At 55.3% G+C, this 23909-nt stretch carries 27 protein-coding genes; 12 read left to right on the top strand and 15 right to left on the bottom strand.

The window, feature by feature from the left end; translation table 11 throughout:
- The first annotated feature begins 174 nt into the window (after window positions 1–174).
- From mdoG to NWV12_RS07890, 3 genes are all read left to right on the top strand, one after another.
- Window positions 175–1728, top strand: a complete 1554-nt coding sequence (gene mdoG / locus NWV12_RS07880) for a glucans biosynthesis protein MdoG (protein ID WP_021240787.1) — start codon at window positions 175–177, stop codon at window positions 1726–1728.
- Complete coding sequence (gene mdoH, locus NWV12_RS07885) at window positions 1721–4249, top strand: glucans biosynthesis glucosyltransferase MdoH (RefSeq protein WP_023311116.1); 2529 nt, start codon at window positions 1721–1723, stop codon at window positions 4247–4249. Before mdoG ends, mdoH begins: the two co-directional genes overlap by 8 nt.
- Before the next feature lie 84 nt (window positions 4250–4333).
- A complete protein-coding gene (locus NWV12_RS07890) occupies window positions 4334–4561 on the top strand; it encodes a YceK/YidQ family lipoprotein (RefSeq protein WP_033145189.1) in 228 nt (75 codons plus the stop codon).
- Between the two features lie 6 nt (window positions 4562–4567).
- Here NWV12_RS07890 and NWV12_RS07895 read toward each other — a convergent pair whose 3' ends face one another.
- The 3 genes from NWV12_RS07895 to NWV12_RS07905 form a co-directional block, all read right to left on the bottom strand.
- The gene (locus NWV12_RS07895; RefSeq protein ID WP_023311118.1) at window positions 4568–4942 is read right to left on the bottom strand and encodes a MysB family protein; all 375 of its coding nucleotides are present in this window, start codon (window positions 4940–4942) and stop codon (window positions 4568–4570) included.
- Window positions 4943–5039: 97 nt separating this feature from the next.
- A complete protein-coding gene (gene mdtG / locus NWV12_RS07900; RefSeq protein ID WP_048979209.1) occupies window positions 5040–6257 on the bottom strand; it encodes a multidrug efflux MFS transporter MdtG in 1218 nt (405 codons plus the stop codon).
- 140 nt (window positions 6258–6397) lie between these two features.
- Window positions 6398–7324: a Kdo(2)-lipid IV(A) acyltransferase gene (locus tag NWV12_RS07905; RefSeq protein ID WP_023311120.1), complete on the bottom strand. Its 927-nt coding sequence runs from the start codon at window positions 7322–7324 to the stop codon at window positions 6398–6400.
- A gap of 221 nt (window positions 7325–7545) precedes the next feature.
- Here NWV12_RS07905 and NWV12_RS07910 point away from each other — a divergent pair, with 221 nt between their 5' ends.
- A complete protein-coding gene (locus NWV12_RS07910; protein ID WP_048979210.1) occupies window positions 7546–8595 on the top strand; it encodes a rhodanese-related sulfurtransferase in 1050 nt (349 codons plus the stop codon).
- A 41-nt stretch (window positions 8596–8636) separates the two neighbouring features.
- On the opposite strand, the gene NWV12_RS07915 is transcribed toward NWV12_RS07910, so the two are convergent.
- The 9 genes from NWV12_RS07915 to mdtH form a co-directional block, all read right to left on the bottom strand.
- Window positions 8637–9215: a YceI family protein gene (locus tag NWV12_RS07915; protein ID WP_033145193.1), complete on the bottom strand. Its 579-nt coding sequence runs from the start codon at window positions 9213–9215 to the stop codon at window positions 8637–8639.
- Window position 9216: 1 nt separating this feature from the next.
- On the bottom strand, window positions 9217–9783 hold the full coding sequence (locus tag NWV12_RS07920; RefSeq protein WP_033145194.1) for a cytochrome b: 567 nt from the start codon (window positions 9781–9783) through the stop codon (window positions 9217–9219).
- Window positions 9784–9990: 207 nt separating this feature from the next.
- Complete coding sequence (locus NWV12_RS07925; protein WP_048979212.1) at window positions 9991–10104, bottom strand: YceO family protein; 114 nt, start codon at window positions 10102–10104, stop codon at window positions 9991–9993.
- Between the two features lie 59 nt (window positions 10105–10163).
- Window positions 10164–11282 (bottom strand): N-methyl-L-tryptophan oxidase, encoded by a 1119-nt coding sequence (gene solA, locus NWV12_RS07930; protein ID WP_048979213.1) that lies wholly within the window; start codon window positions 11280–11282, stop codon window positions 10164–10166.
- A 116-nt stretch (window positions 11283–11398) separates the two neighbouring features.
- A complete protein-coding gene (gene bssS / locus NWV12_RS07935) occupies window positions 11399–11653 on the bottom strand; it encodes a biofilm formation regulator BssS (RefSeq protein ID WP_008500827.1) in 255 nt (84 codons plus the stop codon).
- Window positions 11654–11927: 274 nt separating this feature from the next.
- Window positions 11928–12173 (bottom strand): DNA damage-inducible protein I, encoded by a 246-nt coding sequence (dinI, locus tag NWV12_RS07940; protein WP_008500826.1) that lies wholly within the window; start codon window positions 12171–12173, stop codon window positions 11928–11930.
- 74 nt (window positions 12174–12247) lie between these two features.
- Window positions 12248–13294 carry a dihydroorotase gene (gene pyrC / locus NWV12_RS07945; RefSeq protein WP_033145198.1) on the bottom strand — a complete coding sequence of 349 codons (1047 nt, stop codon included), beginning with the start codon at window positions 13292–13294 and terminating at the stop codon, window positions 12248–12250.
- 126 nt (window positions 13295–13420) lie between these two features.
- Complete coding sequence (locus NWV12_RS07950; RefSeq protein WP_048979214.1) at window positions 13421–13981, bottom strand: lipoprotein; 561 nt, start codon at window positions 13979–13981, stop codon at window positions 13421–13423.
- Between the two features lie 123 nt (window positions 13982–14104).
- Window positions 14105–15313: a multidrug efflux MFS transporter MdtH gene (gene mdtH, locus NWV12_RS07955; RefSeq protein ID WP_039261870.1), complete on the bottom strand. Its 1209-nt coding sequence runs from the start codon at window positions 15311–15313 to the stop codon at window positions 14105–14107.
- Between the two features lie 236 nt (window positions 15314–15549).
- On the opposite strand from mdtH, the gene rimJ reads away from it, so the two are divergent.
- From rimJ to murJ, 4 genes are all read left to right on the top strand, one after another.
- Window positions 15550–16134 carry a ribosomal protein S5-alanine N-acetyltransferase gene (rimJ, locus tag NWV12_RS07960; RefSeq protein WP_048979215.1) on the top strand — a complete coding sequence of 195 codons (585 nt, stop codon included), beginning with the start codon at window positions 15550–15552 and terminating at the stop codon, window positions 16132–16134.
- A 9-nt stretch (window positions 16135–16143) separates the two neighbouring features.
- Window positions 16144–16794 (top strand): YceH family protein, encoded by a 651-nt coding sequence (locus NWV12_RS07965; protein ID WP_045888676.1) that lies wholly within the window; start codon window positions 16144–16146, stop codon window positions 16792–16794.
- A gap of 2 nt (window positions 16795–16796) precedes the next feature.
- Window positions 16797–17720: a Gfo/Idh/MocA family protein gene (locus NWV12_RS07970; RefSeq protein ID WP_039261875.1), complete on the top strand. Its 924-nt coding sequence runs from the start codon at window positions 16797–16799 to the stop codon at window positions 17718–17720.
- 129 nt (window positions 17721–17849) lie between these two features.
- On the top strand, window positions 17850–19385 hold the full coding sequence (murJ, locus tag NWV12_RS07975; protein ID WP_048979216.1) for a murein biosynthesis integral membrane protein MurJ: 1536 nt from the start codon (window positions 17850–17852) through the stop codon (window positions 19383–19385).
- A gap of 59 nt (window positions 19386–19444) precedes the next feature.
- On the opposite strand, the gene flgN is transcribed toward murJ, so the two are convergent.
- The 3 genes from flgN to flgA all read right to left on the bottom strand — a co-directional run bounded on the left by flgN (window position 19445) and on the right by flgA (window position 20921).
- A complete protein-coding gene (flgN, locus tag NWV12_RS07980; RefSeq protein ID WP_008500818.1) occupies window positions 19445–19870 on the bottom strand; it encodes a flagella biosynthesis chaperone FlgN in 426 nt (141 codons plus the stop codon).
- Window positions 19871–19874: 4 nt separating this feature from the next.
- Window positions 19875–20168, bottom strand: a complete 294-nt coding sequence (gene flgM, locus NWV12_RS07985) for a flagellar biosynthesis anti-sigma factor FlgM (protein ID WP_023311133.1) — start codon at window positions 20166–20168, stop codon at window positions 19875–19877.
- 93 nt (window positions 20169–20261) lie between these two features.
- Window positions 20262–20921 carry a flagellar basal body P-ring formation chaperone FlgA gene (gene flgA, locus NWV12_RS07990; protein ID WP_023311134.1) on the bottom strand — a complete coding sequence of 220 codons (660 nt, stop codon included), beginning with the start codon at window positions 20919–20921 and terminating at the stop codon, window positions 20262–20264.
- A 157-nt stretch (window positions 20922–21078) separates the two neighbouring features.
- On the opposite strand from flgA, the gene flgB reads away from it, so the two are divergent.
- From flgB to flgE, 4 genes are read left to right on the top strand one after another with little or no spacing between them, the layout of a single operon-like run.
- Window positions 21079–21495: a flagellar basal body rod protein FlgB gene (gene flgB / locus NWV12_RS07995; RefSeq protein ID WP_023311135.1), complete on the top strand. Its 417-nt coding sequence runs from the start codon at window positions 21079–21081 to the stop codon at window positions 21493–21495.
- A 3-nt stretch (window positions 21496–21498) separates the two neighbouring features.
- Window positions 21499–21903, top strand: a complete 405-nt coding sequence (flgC, locus tag NWV12_RS08000; protein WP_008500814.1) for a flagellar basal body rod protein FlgC — start codon at window positions 21499–21501, stop codon at window positions 21901–21903.
- Between the two features lie 11 nt (window positions 21904–21914).
- Window positions 21915–22625, top strand: coding sequence for a flagellar hook assembly protein FlgD (flgD, locus tag NWV12_RS08005; RefSeq protein WP_029740349.1), 711 nt, complete (start codon window positions 21915–21917; stop codon window positions 22623–22625).
- Between the two features lie 26 nt (window positions 22626–22651).
- Window positions 22652–23902: a flagellar hook protein FlgE gene (gene flgE, locus NWV12_RS08010; protein ID WP_039261882.1), complete on the top strand. Its 1251-nt coding sequence runs from the start codon at window positions 22652–22654 to the stop codon at window positions 23900–23902.
- Window positions 23903–23909: the final 7 nt, after the last annotated feature.

The raw sequence follows: 23909 nt of genomic DNA on the forward strand, positions 1-23909 counted from the left end.
ACCGACACCCTGTCTCCAGGATAAGCACGCAAAGTGAATAGCGGGTTCTTTCATTTGCTTATTCCATGAGCCAGCAGCTGAACAAAGCAGTGATAATGTTGTCGGATTGCCTGAGTTTCCATTAAAATGGATCGGATCGATATAAGCACACAAAGGGGGAAGTGCTTACTTATTATGAAACATAAACCACAGATGATGAAAATGCGTTGGTTGGGTGCTGCAGTGGTGTTATCACTGTATACCTCATCGGCACTGGCCTTTAACATCGACGATGTCGCAAAACAGGCAAAATCGATGGCAGGCAAGAGCTACGAAGCGCCGAAAAGTAACTTGCCCTCCGTTTTCCGCGACATGAAGTATGCGGACTATCAGCAGATCCAGTTCAATCACGACAAAGCGTACTGGAGCAATATTAAAACCCCGTTCAAGCTTGAATTTTATCATCAGGGTATGTACTTCGACACGCCTGTTGCCATCAATGAAGTGACGGCAACCGCGGTACGTAAGATCAAGTACAGCCCGGATTACTTCAATTTTGGCAATGTGCAACACGACAAAGATACGGTGAAAGACCTGGGCTTCGCAGGCTTTAAGGTGCTTTACCCGATCAACAGCAAAGATAAAAACGACGAAATCGTCAGCATGCTTGGAGCCAGCTATTTCCGCGTTATCGGCGCGGGGCAGGTTTACGGGCTTTCTGCGCGTGGTCTGGCTATTGATACCGCGCTGCCATCAGGTGAAGAGTTCCCGCGTTTCCGTGAGTTCTGGATTGAACGTCCAAAGCCAACGGATAAGCGTCTGACCATTTATGCGCTGCTGGATTCCCCGCGTGCAACCGGTGCCTATCGCTTTGTAATTATGCCGGGTCGTGACACGGTAGTTGACGTGCAGTCCAAGGTTTACCTGCGTGATAAAGTGGGCAAACTGGGCGTTGCGCCACTGACCAGTATGTTCCTGTTTGGGCCGAACCAGCCGTCACCGGCTACCAACTTCCGTCCGGAACTGCACGACTCCAACGGTCTGTCTATTCATGCCGGCAACGGCGAGTGGATCTGGCGTCCGCTGAATAACCCGAAACATCTCGCGGTTAGCAGCTTCGCAATGGAAAACCCGCAAGGTTTTGGCCTGCTGCAGCGTGGTCGTCAGTTCTCCCGCTTTGAAGATTTGGACGATCGCTATGACCAGCGTCCAAGCGCCTGGGTCACGCCAAACGGTGACTGGGGTAAAGGCAAGGTCGAGCTGGTAGAAATTCCAACCAACGACGAAACCAACGATAACATCGTCGCTTACTGGACGCCGGATCAACTGCCGGAAGCCGGTAAAGAGATGAACTTCAAGTACACCATTACCTTCAGCCGCGACGAAGATAAGCTGCATGCGCCGGATAACGCGTATGTAATGCAGACTCGCCGCTCAACGGGTGATGTGAAGCAGTCTAATCTTATCCGTCAGCCTGACGGTACCGTGGCGTTTGTCGTGGACTTCACAGGCCAGGATATGAAGAAACTGTCGCCGGACACCGCCGTTGCCGCTCAGGCCAGCATCGGTGATAACGGTGAGATCGTTGAGAATACCGTGCGTTACAACCCGGTAACCAAAGGCTGGCGTCTGACCCTGCGCGTGAAAGTGAAAGATCCGAAACAGACCACTGAAATGCGTGCTGCGCTGGTCAGTAACGATCAGCCGCTGAGTGAAACCTGGAGCTATCAGCTACCTGCCAATGAATAATACATCTGAATATATTGATGCCATGCCGCTGACGGATATCGAAAAAGCGGCACTGCCAAAGAGCGACATCCGCGCGGTTCACACCGCGCTGGATGGTGAACATCATACGTTTTCCCGTGATGATGATACGCCGCTCGGGTCAGTCAAGGCGCGTCTGGAGCAGGCCTGGCCGGACTCGCTGGCGGAAGGGCAGTTGATTAAAGACGATGAAGGACGCGATCAGCTTCAGGCGATGCCGAAGGCTACGCGTTCCTCTATGTTCCCCGATCCATGGCGCACCAACCCGGTGGGTCGCTTCTGGGATCGCCTGCGCGGGCGTGATGTGACGCCGCGCTATCTGTCGCGCCTGACGAAAGAAGAGCAGGCGTCCGAACAGAAATGGCGTACCGTCGGGACAATCCGTCGCTATATCCTGCTGCTTCTGACGCTGGCGCAGACGGTCGTCGCGACCTGGTACATGAAAACTATCCTGCCTTACCAGGGCTGGGCGTTTATCAACCCAACGGACATGATGGGCCAGGATCTCTGGGTCTCCTTCATGCAGCTGCTGCCGTATATCCTGCAGAGCGGCATTCTCCTGCTGTTCGCGGTCCTCTTCTGCTGGGTCTCGGCCGGTTTCTGGACCGCGCTGATGGGCTTCCTGCAATTGCTCATGGGGCGTGACAAATACAGCATTTCGGCGTCAACGGTCGGGGATGAACCCCTTAATCCCGAGCACCGTACCGCGCTGATTATGCCTATCTGTAACGAGGACGTTGACCGCGTATTTGCGGGCCTGCGTGCGACCTGGGAGTCCGTGAAGGCGACAGGCAACGCGGAGCATTTCGACGTTTACATCCTGAGCGACAGCTACAACCCGGATATCTGCGTGGCGGAACAAAAAGCGTGGATGGAGCTGATTGCAGAAGTGCAGGGCGAAGGCCAGATCTTCTACCGTCGCCGCCGTCGTCGCGTGAAGCGTAAAAGCGGCAACATCGATGACTTCTGCCGTCGCTGGGGTAACCAGTACAGCTACATGGTGGTGCTGGATGCTGACTCCGTCATGAGCGGAGACTGCCTGAGCGGTCTGGTGCGTCTGATGGAGGCCAACCCTAACGCCGGTATCATTCAGTCCTCGCCAAAAGCGTCCGGAATGGACACCCTTTATGCGCGCTGCCAGCAGTTCGCCACCCGTGTTTACGGGCCGCTGTTTACGGCCGGTCTGCACTTCTGGCAGCTGGGTGAGTCGCACTACTGGGGTCACAACGCCATTATCCGCGTGAAGCCGTTCATTGAACACTGTGCGCTGGCGCCGCTGCCGGGTGAGGGTTCGTTTGCCGGTTCTATTCTGTCGCATGACTTCGTAGAAGCGGCGCTGATGCGTCGTGCTGGCTGGGGCGTCTGGATTGCCTACGACCTGCCGGGATCGTACGAAGAGCTGCCGCCGAACCTGCTGGACGAGCTCAAGCGTGACCGCCGCTGGTGTCACGGTAACCTGATGAACTTCCGCCTGTTCCTGGTAAAAGGGATGCACCCGGTTCACCGCGCGGTGTTCCTGACGGGCGTGATGTCCTATCTCTCTGCACCGCTGTGGTTTATGTTCCTCGCGCTCTCCACTGCGCTGCAGGTTGTCCATGCCCTGACGGAGCCGCAATACTTCCTGCAACCGCGGCAGCTGTTCCCGGTGTGGCCGCAGTGGCGTCCGGAGCTGGCGATTGCGCTGTTTGCCTCCACCATGGTGCTGCTGTTCCTGCCTAAGCTGCTCAGCATCATCCTGATCTGGTGCAAAGGCTCGAAAGAGTACGGCGGTTTCTTCCGCGTGACCCTTTCGCTGCTGCTGGAAGTGCTGTTCTCCGTCCTGTTGGCGCCGGTACGTATGCTGTTCCACACCGTGTTTGTGGTCAGTGCGTTCCTGGGCTGGGAAGTGGTCTGGAACTCACCGCAGCGTGACGACGACTCCACGCCGTGGGGTGAAGCCTTTATGCGCCACGGTTCTCAGCTTCTGCTGGGTCTGGTGTGGGCTGCCGGGATGGCGTGGCTGGATCTGCGCTTCCTGTTCTGGCTGGCGCCGATTGTATTCTCGCTGATCCTGTCGCCGTTTGTGTCCGTGATTTCCAGCCGTTCAACGGTGGGGTTGCGAACCAAACGCTGGAAGCTGTTCCTGATCCCGGAAGAGTATTCCCCGCCGCAGGTGCTGGTGGATACCGATCGTTACCTGGAACAGAACCGCAGTCGCTCGCTGGATGACGGCTTCATGCACGCCGTGTTTAACCCGTCATTCAACGCCCTGGCGACGGCAATGGCGACCGCGCGTCACCGCGCCAGCCAGGTGCTGGAGATTGCCCGCGATCGTCACGTTGAGCAGGCGCTTAACGAGACCCCGGAAAAACTCAACCGCGACCGTCGTCTGGTGCTGTTGAGCGACCCGGTGACAATGGCGCGTCTTCACTACCGCGTGTGGTCCGCTCCGGAGAAATACTCTTCGTGGGTGAACTACTATAAGGACGTGAAGCTGAATCCGCTCGCTCTGAAGGCGAAGTAAGCAGTTAAGTAAGGCGGGTTAGCGAAGCGCCACCCGCCAGATAAAATACCGGCTTAATCGCCGGTATTTTTTTAGAGGTTAAAGATGAGAATAATCATCGTCGTTATGGTGGCATGCCTGCTCAGCGGCTGCGGCAGTATCATCAGTCGCACCATTCCAGGGCAAGGTCACGGAAATCAGTATTACCCGGGCGTGAAATGGGATCTTCGTGATTCCGCGTGGCGTTACCTGACCGTGCTCGATCTGCCGTTCTCGCTGATTTTCGACACGCTGTTGCTGCCGATCGATGCCAGCCACGGCCCTTACGAATAGCGTAAATTAACGCTCGTCCCACTCGTCGGCTGCGGTTTGACCTTCTTCCGTATCCAGCGGCGGCTCGAGCTGAAACTCACCCTCATCCCACTCGTGCAGGGTATTCTCTTCCAGCCATTCCTGCCGAAGTTCGATTTCGTCATAGTCGCCATCAAAGACGGCCTGCGCACCTTCACCACTTAATATCGGCAAACATTCCCCTTCTTCACCTTCATCGGCAAAGAATTCGGCCTGCCACATAATATCCCCATCCTGCAGAACGTATTTTTGGATATTAAGCTGTTGCACGTCAGCATCTTCTTCTTCAACGCCGGGGTTGTCGGCGAGGAACTCTTCACGAGCGGCATCAATAGCTTCTTCCAGCGTGGCGTACATGGTCATTGGTGTCTCCCTGTTTTCCAGAAGGTTTCAGGGAAAGAATAGCTGAATATAAGATTCTGCAAGTATGAATGCGAAAATAAGCTATCAGGCGTTCGTCTTATTCCGTCACGGGCCGCAGCGCGCGGGATAAACTGAACCATGAATAAATGGCATTGAACAATACGACGCCCGCCGTCACGATAAAGACGGCGCGAAAACCGAAGCTGGCGGAGATCCCGGCTCCGAGCAGCGGTCCGGTGACGTTACCGATATCGCGGAATGACTGGTTATAGCTGAAAATACGCCCGGCGATCTGGTTCGTGGAGTTGTAGACCAGCAGGGTCTGTACGGCGGGCAGCAACGCGCCGTCAGCGGCACCCAGTAAAAAGCGCAGGACGCCCAGCTGCCATGGCGTTTGCACCATCGACATCGGGATAAGCAGCAGGACGGAAATGACCAGCGCGCAGATCAGGATTTTCTCGGGACCAACGCGGTCTCCCAGTTTACCCAGCCTCGGGGCGCTCAGCAGCGCCGCCACGCCGGGCACGGAGGCAATCAGCCCGCTGATGAACGCAATATTGCTAACGTTACCCGCCAGGTCGCGAACGTACAGCGTCAGAATAGGGGCAATCGACCCGGTAGCCACCTGGATAATCATTGTCGTCACGAACAGGCTCAGCACCAGTCTGGGATTTTTGAGCGAGGTCAGCACCTCTCTGGCGTGGAGCATCTCTTTTTTGGCGACAGGCGTGAAGTTTTCCCGGATACAGAGCAGGGTGACGATAAAGCACAGGAACAACACGCTGGCGGTGATAAAGAAGACCGGCCGCAGGCCGTAGTTATCCGCCAGTAATCCGCCGGCCAGCGGTCCCAGCAGAGCACCGCTCACGCCGCCGGTGGAGAGTGTTCCTAGCGCCCAGCCGCTCTTATGGCGGGGGATTTGCGTGGCTATCAGGGCATTCGCGTTGGGAATAAATCCCCCCAGCAGGCCCAGCAGCGCGCGCAGGATCAGAAACTGCCAGACGTTCTGCGCCACGCCCATAAGCGCCATGATAATGGCCATCCCCAGCGCCGAACGCAGCAGCATGATTTTACGTCCCTTGCGGTCGGCAAGGCCGCCCCAGAAGGGCGAGGCCATCGCGGAAAAGAGAAACGTGATGCTGAATACCAGACCGGACCACATATTGAGCGCGCTGTGGCCCGTTACGCCAAGCTGTTCGACGTAGAGCGGCAGGAAGGGCATGACCAGGCTAAAGGCCGCGCCGGTAAGAAAACAGCCAAGCCACGCAACCGCGAGGTTACGCTTCCAGTTTATGGGGGCATCTGAGGGTGACATAACTATCCGCATAATGAGGTGCAGAGCACCTGAAGCATAAAGTAATAAGCCTGCTAATTATGCGCCTGGGTTATGATTGCCGCAATGACGAGGAGCTTTTAAAGCTAAAACGGCATGCGGCCCTGAGGACCGCATGAGGATTAATAGCGGGAAGGCGTGCCTTGTGGACGCGTTTTAAAACGGCGGTGCAGCCACATATACTGCTCGGGCGCCAGCATGATGCACTTCTCCACAACGCTGTTCATCCAGCGCGCGGTGGTTTCCGCATCGTCAAGCGGTGGCGCAAGCTCCGGTTCCAGCATCATTAGCTCGTAGCCTGAACCATCCGGCTTACGACGAGGGACGAAAGGCACGATGGCAGCTTTAGACATCCGCGCCAGCATCCAGGTACCGGTCGTTGTGGCGGCCTCTTCAACGGCGAAGAAGGGGACAAATACGCTGGCCTGTGGGCCATAGTCGTGGTCGGGGGCATACCAGACCACTTCACCGGATTTCAGCGCGCGGATCATCCCCTTCAGATCCTTACGGTCGATCATGCTTTTGTTGGAGCGCATGCGGCCGTTGGTCTGGATTAAATCGATGACCGGGTTATCGTTAGGACGATAAACGCCAATGCCCGGCGCCTGCATGCCGAACATGCGCGCCCCGATTTCCAGCGTCAGGAAATGAACGCCGATCAGCAAAACGCCCGTCTGGTTGGCCTGAAGCGTATGCACAGGCTCCATGCCGGTTCCCGTCACCTCGCTCCAGCGGGCCATGCGTTTGTCCGGCCAGAACCACGCCATACCGGTTTCCATGAGCCCCATCCCGACGGATTCGAAATTCTTCGCGACCATATCGTGACGCTCTGGCTCGCTCATCTGGGGAAAACACAGCTCAAGATTGCGGTACGCGATTCTGGCGCGACGCTTCATAAAAAGTTGCGCGAAGCGGCCCAGAAATTTACCCAACCGAAAAATAACAGGGTAGGGAAGCTGTACCAGAAGCCATAAAAAGCCGATGCCAAGCCAGGTCAACCAATAGCGGGGATGCAAAAGGGCGGCAGTAAATTTTGGTAACTGGGTCATGTCTTTCCTGTGTTCAAACGTCCTGTTTTGCTAGTGTCTCATTTTTTGAGACATAGCCAAAATATCTGCTTTCGAAGCGTGCACGAATACAGCAATTGTTAAGCCTGATTAATCAGGGTGTGTGAAATGTAGCGTAAATTGTGGGGATGTAAATTGGTTTTGTTTGCTATATGATGCCGACCGATTTTTCATTCTCTCTAACGATTCCAGGACTGTACACCATGCCAGTGTTACACAACCGCGTGTCGAATGAGATGTTGAAAGCGCGTATGTTGGCTGAAACCGAACCGCGCACAACCATCTCTTTCTATAAATACTTCACGATCGACGATCCGCAGGCGACCCGCGATGCGCTTTATCAGGCGTTCACGGCCCTGAACGTCTTCGGCCGCGTCTACCTTGCCCGTGAAGGCATCAACGCGCAAATTAGCGTACCGGAAAGCAAAGTCAGCGCCTTCCGCGAGTTTCTTTATCAGTTCGATCCGGCCCTCGACGGCTTACGCCTGAACATTGCCCTGGACGATGACGGGAAATCCTTCTGGGTGCTGCGCATGAAGGTGCGTGAACGCATCGTGGCGGACGGTATCGACGATCCTGAGTTTAACGCGGCGGATGTCGGTGAATATCTTAAGGCTGCGGAAGTGAATGCGATGCTTGACGATCCGGATGCCGTGTTCATTGATATGCGTAACCACTATGAATACGAAGTGGGGCATTTCGAGAACGCGATGGAAATCCCGGCCGATACCTTCCGCGAGCAGCTGCCCAAAGCGGTTGAGATGATGCAGGAACATAAAGATAAAAAGATCGTTATGTACTGCACCGGCGGTATCCGCTGTGAGAAAGCCAGCGCGTGGATGAAGCACAACGGCTTTAATAAGGTCTGGCATATTGAAGGCGGCATTATCGAGTACGCCCGCCGCGCCCGCGAGCAGGGTTTACCGGTACGCTTTATCGGGAAAAACTTTGTCTTTGACGAGCGTATGGGTGAGCGTATTTCTGAAGACGTTATTGCCCAGTGCCATCAGTGCGGCGCACCGTGCGATACCCACACCAACTGCAAAAACGACGGGTGTCATCTGCTGTTCATTCAGTGCCCGGCCTGTGCCGAGAAGTTTAACGGCTGCTGTAGCGAACTGTGCAGCGAAGAGAGCATCCTGCCGGAAGAAGAGCAGCGTCGCCGTCGCGCAGGACGTGAAAACGGCAACAAGATTTTTAATAAATCACGCGGCCGTCTGAATACCAAACTGGGTATCCCTGACCCGGAATGATAATAATGCCCGGCACGGCGAAAGCCTGCCGGGCGCATCTATTATGATTTCTGCTGTACGCCTTCAACGGAAATAATCAGCTCAACGTCCTGAGACGCCGGGCCTAAATCCGTTGTGATATTAAAATCTTTCAGGTGAATTTTACCTGCCGCTTCAAAACCTGCGCGTTTACCGCCCCACGGATCGTCACCCTGACCCAGTAATTTAGCATCCAGCGTGACCGGTTTTGTTACGCCGTTAAGCGTCAGGTTGCCGGTAATATTCAGCTTATCACCCTCTTTTTTCACTTCCGTGGAGGTGAAGGTCGCCTGTGGGTATTTCCCGACATTGAGGAATTCCCCACTGCGCAGATGTTTATCACGTTCAGCATGATTGGTATCCACGCTGTTGGTATTAATGGTTACGTTGACCTTATCGGCGGCAGGATTCTTCTCGTCAAAGGTGAATGTGCCGTCAAAATCTTTAAAGGTACCGTACAGCCAGCTGTATCCCAGGTGCTGAATACGGAAATTGACGAAAGCGTGCTGGCCCTCCTTATCAATTTTATAATCAGCCGCCACGGCGGAACCGGCGGTGAATAACAGAGAACCCAGGGCGATACCCAGCAGGTGTTTTTTCATTTCATGCTCCAGAGTCAACTGACGAGCGGCCAAGCATGCGCTTTAGCGTATCGTCTTTATCAATAAAATGGTGTTTGAGGGCGGCAAGCCCGTGCAGCACGGACAGGATTACGACGCTCCACGCAAGCCAGAGGTGAACGACCCCGGCGGTGTCAGCCTGAGCGCCCGCATCGCTGAGCGTTGCCGGGACGTCAAAAAGGCCAAAGACGCTAATCGGCTTACCGTCCGCCGTTGAGATAAGATAGCCGCTGATCAGAATGGCGAAGAGCAGCGCATAGAGCGCGATATGCGCGGCAACGGCACTCAGGCGGGTCATTTTTCCGTGGGTCTTCGGCGCCGCGGGCGGCGGGGAAATATGTCGCCAGATCACGCGAAAAACCAGACCCAGCATCAGGAGAACGCCAATGCTTTTATGTAACTCCGGTGCCTGGTGATACCAGCCGTCGTAATAGCTGAGCGTGACCATCCAGAGTCCAAGGCCAAACATACCGTAGACGGCAATAGCAAATATCCAGTGCAAACCTATGGATATTATTCCGTAGCGCCGGGAGGTGTTACGCAGTTGCATCAGAATGTCCATTTTCGTATTAACCGAAGAGTAAAAATGAACGGGAAGATGTGACATTGCAACTGAAATAATTGTCTATTGATTTGTATTTTATTTATTTCAGCAATTTTGAAAGGAAAGGGCGAAGGTAATTCAATGTCTTCGTGCAAGAGGAATTGAGAGTTTCAATAAAGCTAAATTAATGTCAATTATTGTCAGTCAGGGTTTTCAATAAAATACAATATAAACAAAATCAATAATAGCCAGCAGCGCCCACAATAAGATATAGAGCATGAAATGCTCGCGAATATTACTCATCAGAAAGCTAACGATCCTGCGCATAATGCCCCGTAATGCAGTGTGAATAAAACGGGCCCCGGTACCTCCAGAGCCCGTGCGGATTATCCGTTAAAACGCGAGAGCGAGAAGGGCGTCAGATCAAACTGCGGTTTGATACCCTGGGCGAACTGCGCGGCGATCTCGCCCAGCACGGAAGCGAATTTAAAGCCGTGGCCGCTCAGCCCGGTAATCAGCAGGACGTTGTCATGCCCTGGCAGGGTATCAATGATGAAGTCTTCATCCGGCGTGTTGTCGTAGGTACAGGCCGCGCCATACAGCAAGCCACCGACGCCCGGAAGAATAGTGCGCAGGAACGAGAAGGCTTCCGAACCATCCTGTGGGAAAGCGCCAAAAGGCTTGCGTTCGTCAGGAGAGGCGATAGCCTGGCCACCGTTGTGTTTACCGATTTTCAGCGCGTCTTTCTCGGAAGGGAAACCGTAGAACTGATCGCCATTCGGCAATTCGCCGGTGAAGGCCGGGAATTTATTCTGCGCGCTGTAGCGACCATCCGACTGGAACCAGGAGAAGACCTTGCGCACCGGCTGGATTGGCAGTTCCGGCAGCAGGCGAGTGACCCAGGTTCCTGCGCTGACGAGCAGGTGGGACGCTGAATAGTCGCCGTCAAGAGTTGTTACCGTGACGCCATTCTCGCCATGGGTGATGGCCTCCACCGGACAGTTAAACAGCTGCGCACAGCCGGCCTTCGCGGCAAGATCGATCCAGGTTTTGATTGCCGTTTCACAATGCAGCACGCCGGAGTGGGCTTCAAAGAGGCCGATGTAATCGTCCGGGACGGTAATTTCAGGCCAGCGCGCGGTAATGCCCGTTGCGTCCAGCTTCTCGACATCCAGATTAAAGGCTTTTGCGCTGCGCTCGACGCCGGCGAGAAAATCAGAATGAGCAGGGCCAAGGTTGACGACGCCGGTACGCTCGAAAATACGCTCTTCGGTCTGTGTCGCCAGTTCATCCCACAGCGTCTGGGCGCGAAGCACCAGCGGCACATAGCGCTCGCCTTCTCCATACGCATGGCGCATGAGACGGGTATCGCCATGATGGCTGCCCTCCGAATGAGGAGGAAGGTGGGCATCGATCATCAGGACCTTCAGACCTGCCTGTGTTGCGTAATAACCGGCGGCGGAACCCACGGAGCCGCTACCAATAATGATTAAGTCGTATCTCATATGCATCTCATAAACTGATGTTTTGTTAGCAGAGTAATTAACAACGCGGGGTTAGACAAGGGAGAAATAAATAAGGCACCGCGAGGGTGCCTGTAGAGAGAAAAGTGGGCATAAGCTTAGTGCCGTTTATACTCATTTTCCTGATAGTCGCCAGATTCTATTTTTGCAATACCTGCCTCTAAAATAGAAATAAACTGACGGGCGACGTCTGTTGTTAGCCACAGCGTCTGTCCAACTTCCGCTTCTTCACGGTTGAGTTGATTCGGGGTCTGGTAGTGCAAACGCAGCATCAGCGCATCGTAGCTATCTACGGTACTGATATCCCAGCCAACCAGTGGATGGGTCTGGATCACTTCACTATTCTTTTCCATTATAACCCCCTTAATGCGTGTTAGAAGACAACGGCTCTGAGGTTCAATGCATGTTTTTCTGAAAGCATCTTCAGTATACCAAGTAATAAGGGTTCCAACGGGAAAAATAAACAGGTGGCAACACATTTTTCTGCTTTTTAGGATTGTTCGAACAATAAAACACCATCTCGTTCACGATTTTTAAAGAAGATGCCGAATTAATTTGAACTTGCAGGATTTTTAGACAAAAAAAAGCCGGGGCGACCCGGCAAAAAAACACAATGAGGGAGCAGTGTTAATCTGTGATAAACCAGTCGTCTGCGCTTTCCCACGTTTCCTGCAGGATTTCGCTGATGCGATCTTTATCTTCTTTCGCAGCACCAATGACGGAGAGGTTGTTCGCCGCGGCGTAACGCACCGTTACGGCACCCGCGTTGTCGGGAAAGGTGTTGTTAATACGGCGGGATAATTCGCCTGCCAGTGCATCAAGCGCGCCGGCAGGCAGAACGGTTGTTTTGGCTATGGTGACTTCAATACGCATAAATGCCCCCTGTGTAATATACTGTTTATTTATACAGGTATATTATCGATTTGACAACAAGGGGCATTGATTTTTTAACGTTTTACCGTCCAGTTAACTGTTTCGCCCGCCAGGAATGGGATCAGCGTGTCATCCGTCAGCGCAATGGACTCCTCAACGTGGCTCGCTTTACGCTCCAGTTCGATAAAGGTGTCGTTGACCGGCAGGCCGTAGAAGCGCGGGCCGTTAAGGGAGCAGAACGCTTCAAAATGTTCGAGCGCGTTCATCTCTTCAAAGACGGTCGCGTAGCTGGCCAGTGCCGTTGGGGCGTTGAAGCAGCCTGCACAGCCGCAGCTCGCCTCTTTGCGGTGGCGGGCGTGAGGTGCGGAATCGGTGCCGAGGAACGCGCGGGAGAACCCGCTGGCAACCAGCTCGCGCAGCGCCTGCTGGTGGATGTTGCGCTTGAGAATAGGCAGACAGTACAGGTGAGGACGCACCCCGCCCACCAGCATGTGGTTACGGTTAAACATCAGGTGCTGTGGCGTAATGGTCGCGGCGATAAGATCGTTGCCGTCGCGTACATACTCTGCCGCGTCTTTGGTGGTGATATGCTCAAAGACCACTTTAAGCGCGGGCAGGCGCTGGCGCAGAGGCTCCATCACGGTCTCGATAAAGCGGGCTTCACGGTCGAAGATGTCAATCTCGGCATGCGTGACTTCACCATGGACCAGCAGCGGCATGCCCAGTTTCTGCATGCGTTCCAGAACCGGCATGATGGCATCAATGCTGGTGACGCCGTGGCTGGAGTTGGTGGTGGCATTTGCCGGGTAGAGTTTCGCCGCCGTAAATACGCCTTCGTTAAACCCGCGCTCCACTTCGTTCGGATCCAGCGAGTCGGTAAGATAGCAGGTCATCAACGGGGTAAAATCGTGTCCCGCAGGAACGGCATCCAGGATGCGCTGGCGATAGGCCATCGCGGCATCGACGGTGGTGACTGGTGGAACCAGGTTAGGCATGACAATCGCGCGGCCATAAATTTCGCTGGTATAAGGCACGACGGTTTTCAGCATATCGCCATCACGCAGATGGATATGCCAGTCGTCAGGGCGGCGGATTTTAAGAACCTGGGGTTGTGCAGTCATGGAAGCTCCGGCTTGTCAGGAATCAGTCATAAGGATGGCTGTTTTTGCCGGACACAAATCATAAGCGGAAACGTTTTCGTTTGCACACTTTTCCGTAAAAAAAAGGGCGCCGCAGCGCCATTCAGGTTAATCGGTGAAAGGAATGATAATTTCTCCCGGTTTCACCTCTATACCTTTTGCATATTTTTTCGCCAGAGCTTCACCCTTGCTTTTGTCTTCGCTTAAGACGTACGCGGGCTCCTGGTTAAAGTAATTTCGCAGCGACTGGTTCAGATAGGGCATCAGGGTTTGCAGAACCGGTGCCATCTTGTCCGGCGACACCTGCGCATCGACGACTTCCATCTCCTGCAGGAAAATCGCCCCTTTCTCTTTGTTGAAAACGGGCAGGGCCTTCAGCTTGAGCTTGATGTTGGCCTTCTGATTGCCAAAGAGGGATGACATATCGAGATCCGCATCACCGGCCAGGGTGACTTTGTTTGGCTCTTCACGTCCGATCTGGCTGGTCAGGTTCGTCAGGACGATGTGCGCGTCCGCCAGTCCCGGCACGCCAATGTCTTTAGAGAAATTGTTATGTTTTTCCAGCGCCTGATTAATTTCCTGTTCACTGACGGTATATTGCGTGAGCTGGTTACAGCCAACCAGCAGGCCGCTGACTACTAATGCCGCGGCAAAGACAATTTTCTTCATAGTGTTCCTCAACGAAAAATCGGCGCTTCTGTCCTGTTGCGCCAGTATGTCAGTGTGAATTGGCAGAAACCAGCAGAAAAAACTGAGAAGTGGGGCGGGAGGGGCTCCCGCCCGAGGGAAAGGCTACGCGCCAGGCTCGAGCATCCCGCTCGCGCTGCGTTTCGGGCTGAACTGCCACCACAGGGCAAGGAGCGTCATAAAGCCCACCGCGCCGAGCATCATCCACGGGAGTTCGGGCTGGCTTAACGCTTTGCCGGCATCAAACAACCAGCCGCCACCCGCGTAACCTAATGCGCCGCCAAGCGCCAGCCCCAGCCGGCTGAAACCCATATAGCTGCCGCGCGCACGCGCATCCGCAAGCGAGGCGCTCAGCGTTTCACGGGCAGGCTCGGCGATGATCGAGCCAATATAGAACGTGCAAATCAGCGTAAACAGCTGCTGGAGAGAGTTCACCAGGCCGATCGGCATCATGCTCAGCGTCATCAGGAACAGCCCGGCCATCAGGCGATGCTCCAGACGAAAACGCCGTTCGCTCCAGCGGGCAATCGGATAAAGCAGCGTTAACGACAGGCAGGCTTCGATGGCGTACATCCATTTAACGGCTGCAGGGGTCCCCGCGATGTCGTTAACCATGATCGGCAGCATCAGCATGACCTGTACAGCCAGCATGTAGTATCCCGTCAGGGTCAACACATAGGTGACAAAACGCCTGTCGCGCAGGACGCGGCCAAGCCCTTCCCGGACCGGCGCTTTGACCGTCGACAGTTTCCAGGCGGGCAGGAACAGGCCATTGAACAGCGCGCACAGAATAAAGAGCACCGCCCCAGCGGCGCAGACCAGACGGAAGTCATACTGCAGCAGCCAGCTTCCCAGCAGGGCGCCGATAACCGCCCCGGCACTGTCCTGCATCATCAGAATCGAGAAGAAACGGCCGCGGTGCTGGGGGCGAATAAGCTTTACCACTAGCGCGGTGCGTGGCGGATCGAACAGCGTGCCGCCGATACCGGAGAGGAAACAGGAGAACCAGAGCAGCCAGGGCTCCTGGGCGACCGCCATCGTGGCAAAACCTGCCGCGCGCAGCAGCATACCGGTAACGATCATCGGTTTAGCGCCAAAGCGGTCGGCAATGGCCCCGCCAAAGACGCCCAGGCCCTGCTGGACAAACTGGCGTAGCCCCAGGGCAATGCCAACCATTAATGCCGCCCAGCCCATCTGATCGACAAAGCGGATCGATATCAGCGGAAAAACGACAAAAAAGCCGAGCACGACCAGCATGTTATCGACGAGCAGGAAATATTTACCCAGGCTCCTGGCCTGTGATACGCGGGACATTTTCCCTCCAGGGAAAATAAGAAGGTGAGCACGCTAACATTCTGCGGTGTCGCCGCGTTTTTTCCCACCCCCGCGGGTGACAATATTTTTTTATCAAAAGGGTGCTTTGATAGAGAGTTCTCATCGAAAAATGTGAAAAGAGGTGAAAATGGTATGTCACTGTTTTCACAGACGGCACAGGCGCAGGTATAGTAAAGCTAATGGGTCAGCAGAAGTGACGGGAAGGAGTGGTATCGATGTTTGGCTATCGCAGCAATGTGCCAAAAGTGCGTCTGACAACGGACCGGATGGTCGTTCGTCTGGTGCATGAGCGTGATGCCTGGCGTCTGGCGGATTATTACGCCGAGAATCGCCAGTTTTTAAAACCCTGGGAACCCGTTCGGGATGAGAGCCATTGTTACCCTTCCGGCTGGCAGGCGCGCCTCAGCATGATTACGGAATTTCACAAGCAGGGCAGCGCGTTCTATTTTGCGCTGCTGGATCCCGAAGAGAAAGAGATTATCGGGATCGCTAATTTTTCAAACGTGGTGCGCGGGTCGTTTCACGCCTGCTACCTTGGCTACTCCATCGGCCAGAAATGGCAGGGGCAGGGGCTGATGTACGAGGCGTTAACGGTGGCGATCCGCTATATGCAACGCACGCAGCATATCCATCGCATCATGGCGAACTATATGCCGCATAATCAGCGCAGCGGCAATTTGCTGGCGCGTTTAGGGTTCGAGAAAGAGGGTTACGCCAAAGACTATCTGCTGATAGACGGAGAGTGGCGCGACCACGTTCTGACGGCGTTAACCACCCGGGACTGGACCGCAGGTCGTTAAGGAGAAAAGATGAAGTATCAGCTAAACGGTACAGAAGCGCGCGTGATTGGGTGCTTACTCGAAAAACAGGTTACCACGCCGGAGCAGTATCCGCTCTCCGTCAACGCCGTAACCATGGCCTGCAACCAGAAGACCAACCGCGAGCCGGTGATGAACCTCAGCGAGCATGAGGTTCAGGACGTGCTGGATGCGCTGGTAAAACGCCACTACCTGCGCACCGTCAGCGGCTTCGGCAACCGCGTGACCAAATACGAACAGCGCTTCTGTAACTCCGAATTTGGCGACCTGAAGCTGAGCAGTGCGGAAGTGGCGGTCATCACCACGCTGTTGCTGCGCGGGGCGCAGACGCCGGGAGAGTTGCGCACGCGCGCTTCCCGTATGCATGAGTTCAGCGATATGCAGGAAGTTGAGCAGACCCTGGAAGGACTGGCCTCACGTGAAGACGGCCCGTACGTGGTGCGTCTGGCGCGCGAGCCGGGCAAACGTGAAAGCCGCTATATGCATCTGTTCAGCGGCGACGTTGATGTCGCTACCGTGGAGAGCGACGCGGGATCCTCAGCAAGCAATGACACTCTTGCCGCGCGCGTAGAAGCGCTGGAAGACGAGGTCGCCGGGCTGAAACAGCGCCTGGATGCGTTGCTGGCACATCTGGGAGACTGACGGTGAAAAAATTACGCGTAGGCGTGGTGGGGCTCGGCGGCATCGCGCAAAAGGCCTGGCTGCCTGTTTTAGGTGCAGCAACGGACTGGACCCTGCAAGGGGCATGGTCACCCACTCGAGAAAAGGCAGAACGTATCTGCGAAACCTGGCGCATTCCGTATGCTGCCTCCCTGCAGGATCTGGCCCGCGAGTGTGATGCGGTCTTTGTGCATACCTCAACGGCAACCCACTATCAGGTGGTAAGCGAGCTGCTCAATTTAGGGGTTCACGTCTGCGTGGATAAGCCGCTGGCGGAAAATGTTCAGGATGCCGAACGTCTGATTGAGCTGGCCGCGCGCAAAAAACTGACGCTGATGGTGGGCTTCAACCGCCGCTTCGCGCCGCTTTACCAGCAGCTTAAGGCGCAGTCGGACACGCTCGCCTCGCTGCGGATGGATAAGCACCGCACCGACAGCATTGGGCCAAACGATCTGCGCTTCACCCTTCTGGATGATTATCTGCACGTTGTGGATACGGCGCTGTGGCTGAGCAACGGTAATGCGCAGCTGAAGAGCGGTACCCTGTTAACGAATGACCAGGGGCAGATGGTCTACGCGGAACACCACTTCGCCGTTGAGCATCTTCAGATTACCACCAGCATGCACCGTCGTGCGGGAAGTCAGCGTGAATCCGTGCAGGCGGTGACCGAGGGCGCGCTGTACGACATTACGGACATGCGCGAGTGGCGGGAAGAGAAGGGCAACGGCGTGGTGACGCTCCCGGCGCCAGGCTGGCAGAGCACCCTAGAGCAGCGCGGTTTCGCAGGATGCGCCCGTCACTTTATCACCTGCGTGCAAAATCAGACGGTTCCTGAAACTTCCGGCGAGCAGGCCATTATGGCGCAGCGCATTGTGGAAAGGCTCTGGCGCGATGCCATGAGCGAATAACTCGCTGTAACATCTGCGGATAGTAATTCGTTGAAATCCGGTTAGACTAAGCGCCGCTTGTTGGCTTTGCCGGGTGGCGCTTACGCTAACCCGGTCTACAAATCCGTATGGTTCTGGAAATTCACGTTAATGAACTTATTAAAATCGCTGGCGGCCGTCAGCTCGATGACCATGTTTTCCCGCGTGCTGGGTTTTGCACGCGACGCCATTGTGGCAAGGGTATTTGGTGCAGGGATGGCCACGGACGCCTTTTTCGTCGCGTTCAAATTGCCGAACCTGCTGCGTCGTATTTTTGCTGAAGGGGCGTTTTCCCAGGCATTCGTGCCTATTCTGGCGGAATATAAAAGCAAGCAGGGTGAAGACGCGACGCGCGTCTTTGTTTCTTATGTCTCCGGGCTGCTGACGTTGGCTTTAGCGGTGGTGACCGTTCTCGGGATGCTGGCCGCGCCGTGGGTGATTATGGTGACCGCGCCCGGTTTTGCCGATACGGCTGACAAATTTGCGCTGACCTCGCAGCTGCTGCGCATTACTTTCCCCTATATTCTGCTCATCTCGCTGGCCTCGCTGGTGGGGGCGATCCTGAACACCTGGAACCGCTTCTCTGTTCCGGCGTTTGCGCCGACGTTTCTCAACGTCAGCATGATCGGTTTTGCCCTGTTCGCCGCGCCGCACTTCAACCCGCCGGTGCTGGCGCTGGCCTGGGCGGTTACCGTCGGCGGCGTGCTGCAGCTGGCGTACCAGCTGCCGCATCTGAAAAAAATCGGCATGCTGGTGCTGCCGCGCATCAATCTCAAAGATGCCGGGGCGATGCGCGTGATCAAGCAGATGGGGCCCGCCATTCTCGGCGTCTCCGTCAGCCAGATCTCGCTTATCATCAACACCATCTTTGCCTCTTTCCTCGTGTCCGGCTCGGTTTCCTGGATGTACTACGCCGACCGTCTGATGGAGTTCCCGTCCGGGGTGCTGGGCGTCGCGCTGGGGACCATCCTGCTGCCGTCGCTGTCGAAAAGTTTTGCCAGCGGCAACCATGATGAATATTGCCGCCTGATGGACTGGGGGTTACGTCTCTGCTTCCTGCTGGCCCTGCCAAGCGCGGTGGCGCTGGGCATTCTGGCCAAACCACTGACGGTGTCGCTCTTCCAGTACGGGAAATTCACCGCCTTTGATGCCGCTATGACCCAGCGCGCGCTGATTGCCTACTCGGTCGGTTTGATGGGGCTGATCGTCGTCAAGGTGCTGGCGCCCGGGTTCTACTCGCGTCAGGACATCAAAACGCCGGTGAAAATTGCCATCGTGACGCTGATTATAACCCAGCTGATGAACCTGGCGTTTATTGGTCCGCTGAAGCATGCCGGCCTGTCGCTGTCTATTGGTCTGGCGGCCTGTCTGAATGCCGGGCTGTTGTACTGGCAGCTGCGCAAGCAGGATATTTTCACGCCGCAGCCGGGGTGGGGAAGTTTCCTGGCACGTCTGATCGTTGCGGTACTGGTGATGTCAGCCGCGCTGCTCGGCATGATGTACGTGATGCCGGAGTGGTCCCTCGGCACCATGCCTTATCGTCTGATGCGGCTGATGGCCGTGGTAGGCGTCGGGGTGGTGGCTTACTTTGCCACGCTCGCGGTGCTGGGGTTCAAAGTGAAAGAGTTTGCCCGCCGTACGGCATAAACGCCAAAAGGGGAGTTCACCTTATGGTGCTCCCCGCTGCATGATTTGTCGCTCAGGCGTCAAATCGAAATCTTTTTAACTCCCGCAATACGCGCAGTCGCTGTTTGACCATCCGCACCGTACAGTCCGGTTTCTTTATGCGGTTTCAATACCTCAAGCGCCTGCTGATTACGCTCAATCTGACCTTCCAGTAGCCAGCCGTTGTGCTGGTTAAGGTCGCGCAGGTGCTGGGTTTTTTCGGTAATGGTTTGCCAGCGCTCAATAATATCGTCATTGGCGCTACGCTTAGGATCCTGCTCAGCGCGGCGCTGCTGCTCCAGATAATCCAGCGTCGCCAGTAGCGAACTCTTATCTTCAGTAATACGCTGCAGCGCGCTGCCGTTGATGTGACCGGAAGAGAGATGCTGCTGTTCAGCGTCCATTACCGTTTTCAGGTCGTTAAGAACAACCGTCATTTGATCCAGTATTTCTGACAGTCGACTCATACGGTTAGTTACTCTGTAAGAAACTCTGTGCTTCCTGAATCAGGGCGTCAGCGATTTTGCTGGTGTCCATTTTCAGCTCACCGTTACGAATAGCCGTTTTCAGCGCTTCAACACGTTCCATATTGATATCGTTGCTGCCTGGCTGCATCAGTTTTGCCTGTGCGTCGCTCAGGGTCACGCTGGTGCTGTTGGACGTTGACGGTTTTTCCAGACGCGTTTTCTGCGCAGGAGCGTCATTCGTTTCGCGAGGTTGTACAGCGCTTACCGGCTTCAGGGCTGATGTACGATCAATGCTCATAGTGTTGTCCTCATCGAGGGTTCGCGGCGTTTGCGCCTGACATCATCATTAGTGGAATATTTATCGGCACGCGCCGCGAAATCTTTAAAAAGATTATAGGTTAATCAGAATATTCCCATCAGAATCGACGGTTCCGCTCACCACCTGGCCTGAGGACATTCTGACGCGGGCGTTTTGCGCCACCGCGGCATTGTTTAACGCTTTCCCTTCACTGTTGATGCTAAAGCCATCTCCGTTGGCCACCACCATCACCTGTTGACCCGCTTTTACCCGCCATGACTGACGCAGCATTGAGAGCTGTATCGGCTGGCCGGGTGCGACATCGCGCAGGCTGACGGCGTCCTGTGCCTGGTTCATTTCCAGCATGGTGCGTGGAGGCAGCTGATCCAGACGGCCGCGCTTTAACGTCACGCTGTTCGTCTGCAGCACGCTGCCGCGCGCAATGGGCACGGCGGCGACAACATAATTGCCCGTCGCCTGAACTGCAACCTGTAAATAGCGTTTTTCGTTCGCGCAGCGTGCCAGCACGTTCACATTTCCCCACAGCCGGGTGGTTCCCGTCACGCTGAATGACGGTTGGTCACAGGTCGGGTACAGATTCGGTGGGGTGCGCACGGTAACGTTAACCTCATCGCTAAAGCCCGCCAGCTTTTCAGCAAAAAAAGCCGTAAGCCGATCCTGTAAGCCTTCAGCCTGCACCAGAGGGCTAAACAGCAAGAAAGTTGCCACCAGGCCACGTTTTAACGTTTGCATCGCAAGTTCCACCGTTTCCAGAGTTGAATGAATTCTACCTGCAGTGGTTTTGCATCAACGCAATAAATAGCGACGCATTTTGCGCTTATTCCGTCGATAGGGGAGACCGGGTGAGATTTAAGCTGTGAACTGAAATTTTGCCATCAGCGGAGGAGACATGCTCGATAAACTCGACGCCGCGTTACGTTTTCAGCAGGAAGCGCTCAATTTACGCGCCCAGCGGCAGGAGATTTTAGCCGCCAACATCGCTAACGCCGATACCCCAGGGTTTCAGGCGCGCGATATTGATTTTTCCAGTGAACTCAAAAAGGTGATGGAGCGTGGACGTGCCGAAGGAACGGGTGTTGCACTTGCCATGACATCCTCTCGCCATATTCCTGCTCAGGCGATGACCGCGCCAGCGACCGATTTACTTTACCGCATTCCCGATCAGCCCTCACTCGACGGTAACACCGTGGATATGGACCGGGAGCGTACCCAGTTTGCCGATAACAGTCTGAAATACCAGACGGGCCTGACCGTACTCGGCGGACAAATCAAAGGCATGATGAACGTCCTGCAGGGGGGGAACTGATAGATGGCCTTGTTGAATATTTTTGATATTGCCGGTTCGGCGTTAACCGCGCAGTCCAAACGCCTGAACGTGGCTGCCAGCAACCTGGCGAACGCCGACAGCGTAACCGGACCAGACGGCCAGCCTTATCGTGCCAAACAGGTTGTCTTTCAGGTCGATGCTGCGCCGGGCGCGGCGACGGGCGGCGTGAAGGTGTCTGATGTGGTAGAGAGCCAGGCGCCGGACAGACTGGTGTATGAGCCGGGTAACCCGCTCGCGGATGCCAGCGGATACGTGAAAATGCCAAACGTGGATGTGGTGGGTGAGATGGTGAACTCCATGTCGGCTTCCCGCAGCTACCAGGCCAACGTTGAAGTGCTGAATACCGTGAAGAGCATGATGCTCAAAACGCTCACTCTCGGCCAGTAAAGGAGACATGCATGTCCATCGCCGTAAATGTGAATGATCCTACGAACTCGGGTGTTAATAACACGAAGAGTACGACAGGTTCTAACTCCCTCACCGGGAGCAATGCCTCCGATCTTCAGGGCAGCTTTCTGACGCTGCTGGTGGCGCAGCTTAAGAACCAGGATCCCACCAACCCAATGCAGAACAACGAACTGACCACGCAGCTTGCGCAGATCAGCACCGTGAGCGGCATTGAGAAACTTAACACCACCCTTGGCTCCGTCTCCGGGCAGATTAACAGCGCCCAGTCTCTGCAGGCGGCAAGCCTGATTGGCCACGGGGTGATGATCCCGGGAACCACGATTCTGGCGGGCACCAGCACCACTGAAGGCAACACCACAACGACCACCACGCCGTTTGGCGTTGAGCTCCAGCAGGCGGCAGAGAAGGTCACTGCAACGATCATGGATGCCAATAACGTGGTAGTTCGCACCATTGATATCGGTGAGCTGAAGGCGGGCGTTCACACCTTTACGTGGGATGGCAGCCTGACCGACGGCACTAAAGCACCAAACGGTTCTTACAAAGTAGCGATCAGCGCCAGCAACGGGACGACCCAGCTGGTGGCGCAGCCGCTGCAGTTCGCGCTGGTCCAGGGCGTGATTAAAGGAAGCGACGGCAACAAACTGGATTTGGGAACCTCTGGTTCCACCACACTCGACGAAGTTCGGCAGATTATCTAAGCCTTAACACTTATCAGGAGTAAGTCATGGCCTTTTCTCAAGCGGTCAGCGGCCTGAATGCTGCGGCCACCAACCTGGACGTCATTGGCAACAACATCGCCAACTCCGCGACCTATGGTTTTAAATCCGGTTCTGCTTCATTTGCGGACATGTTTGCCGGTTCCAAAGTCGGCCTGGGCGTGAAAGTTGCGGGCATCACTCAGGACTTTACCGACGGTACCACCACCAACACTGGTCGTGGTCTGGACGTTGCTATCAGCCAGAACGGTTTCTTCCGTATGGTCGATTCCAACGGTTCTGTGTTCTACAGCCGTAACGGCCAGTTCAAGCTGGACGAAAACCGTACGCTGGTTAACATGCAGGGCATGCAGCTGACGGGCTACCCGGTAGCTGGAACGCCTCCAACCGTTCAGACCGGTGCGAACCCTCAGGCGATTACTATCCCGAATACCCTGATGGCGGCGAAATCAACCACCACCGCGACGCAGCAGATCAACCTGAACTCAACCGATCCTGTTCAAACTGCCCCGTTCGATGCGACCAACCCGGATACCTATAACAAAAAAGGGACCGTGACCGTATTCGACAGCCAGGGTAACGCCCACAACATGTACGTCTACTACGTGAAGACGGCCAACAATAAATGGGATCTTTACACTCAGGACGGCAGCGTTGCGGGTTCTACAGCAGCGAAAGCGGCGCAGATGAACTTTGATGCGAACGGTAACCTGGCGGGTGTCTACAACTACGACGCTGCGGGTGTACTGAGCGCAACGCCAAACGCCACGCCGGCCATTAACATCACCACGGGTTCTGTCAGCGGTGCGACGGCGGCGACCTTCTCCCTGAGCTTCCAGAACTCCATGCAGCAGAACACCGGTGCAAACAGCGTTGTGGCAACCAATCAGAACGGCTACAAGCCTGGCGACCTGGTGAGCTACCAGATCAACGACGATGGCACCGTGGTGGGAAGCTACTCTAACGAACAGTCTCAGGTTCTGGGCCAGATCGTGCTGGCAAACTTCGCCAACAACGAAGGCCTGAAATCGGAAGGTGACAACGTCTGGTCTGCCACTCAGTCCTCCGGCGTGGCGCTGCTGGGTACTGCAGGCACCGGTAACTTCGGCAAGCTGACCAACGGCGCGCTGGAAGCCTCCAACGTGGATATGAGTAAAGAACTGGTGAACATGATCGTCGCGCAGCGTAACTATCAGTCGAACGCGCAGACCATCAAAACCCAGGACCAGATCCTCAACACGCTGGTTAACCTGCGTTAAGCGGCTA

The organism is Enterobacter sp. Crenshaw, assembly GCF_024734705.1.
Taxonomy (GTDB): Bacteria; Pseudomonadota; Gammaproteobacteria; order Enterobacterales; family Enterobacteriaceae; genus Enterobacter; species Enterobacter asburiae_B.